The following is a 959-nucleotide window of genomic DNA, read 5'->3' on the forward strand; positions in this document are numbered from 1 at the left end:
CGTCGCCTGGGTTTTTGAGAGCTCGGCCCTATACTTGCTCGCTTGGATGCCTCCGCATGAGCGGCACAGAATATGGGCCGGTCACGCTGGATGTGCTTTCTCCGATGCCATCCAAAGCGCCCGGAGTCAGCTCGCGCGCAAACCAACACTCAAGCGGGGCCTGCGTTCTTACAGGCGGCAGGACTTTGTGGGGGGTGTTGTGTCGGTCCCCATAGTGGAAAGGTTCACCCATCACAAAGATAACACCAGCATCAAGTTGCCGTTCCGCCTCTTCCATCAGGCGCGTGGCATAGCCGTTTCTTTGATATTCGGGCAGCACAGCCAACGGAGCGAGAACAAAGCACTTCAAGTGTGGTGCCTTGTCGATTCTGAGCGGGGTATAGCAGGCATGTGCAACCCCCTCATACACGATGGAAAAGCTGCCATCTTAGATCAGGTCATCCGCAAAGTCGGCATACAGTTTGGCATGACGTTCATCGTACAGGCCTCCGGCAGCAGCGAATGCCTCGTATTGGATTTGATGGGGCGTTTTCATAGAAAACCCTCCTTCTTGATTGGATTATCGTTGGTTCATTTGCGCGCGAACGGACTGGTTCCCTAAATGGGTGATCCGATAGGGGCGGCCATTTTTCGATTTGATGAAGCGCTTGTCTTTTAGGCGTTTGAATACGTCCATCGTGCAGGCAGGGAAGACAAAGCCGTCACGAGTGTAACATTCGACGGACTGCACCGTACCATTGTCGGCGCGCGCGTATTTTATCTCACCACCTAAGGCGAGTTCGTGCAAAACACGTTGCTCGTGCTTTAAGATGTTCATTGGGATGTCTCGATATTACGAAAGTACAGAAACAGGACACTCAGCGTCGCGCGTAAGTGTGCCTATCAATGTTGGTGTTCCTGAATTTGCTTCGCCAGGAACGGGCGTTAGGCCCGGGTCTCTTTCATAAAATCTCCATTGC

2 protein-coding genes are annotated in these 959 nt (G+C 53.0%); both read right to left on the minus strand.

Translation table 11 applies throughout. The features are described from left to right. Positions 1-28: 28 nt before the first annotated feature. Positions 29-409 (minus strand): GNAT family N-acetyltransferase, encoded by a 381-nt coding sequence (locus ACR0IK_RS24360; protein ID WP_480595312.1) that lies wholly within the window; start codon positions 407-409, stop codon positions 29-31. A 150-nt stretch (positions 410-559) separates the two neighbouring features. Continuing rightward, a complete protein-coding gene (locus ACR0IK_RS24365) occupies positions 560-817 on the minus strand; it encodes a YjhX family toxin (RefSeq protein ID WP_480643687.1) in 258 nt (85 codons plus the stop codon). Positions 818-959: the final 142 nt, after the last annotated feature.

Source organism: Ruegeria sp. BF7, from assembly GCF_056538605.1.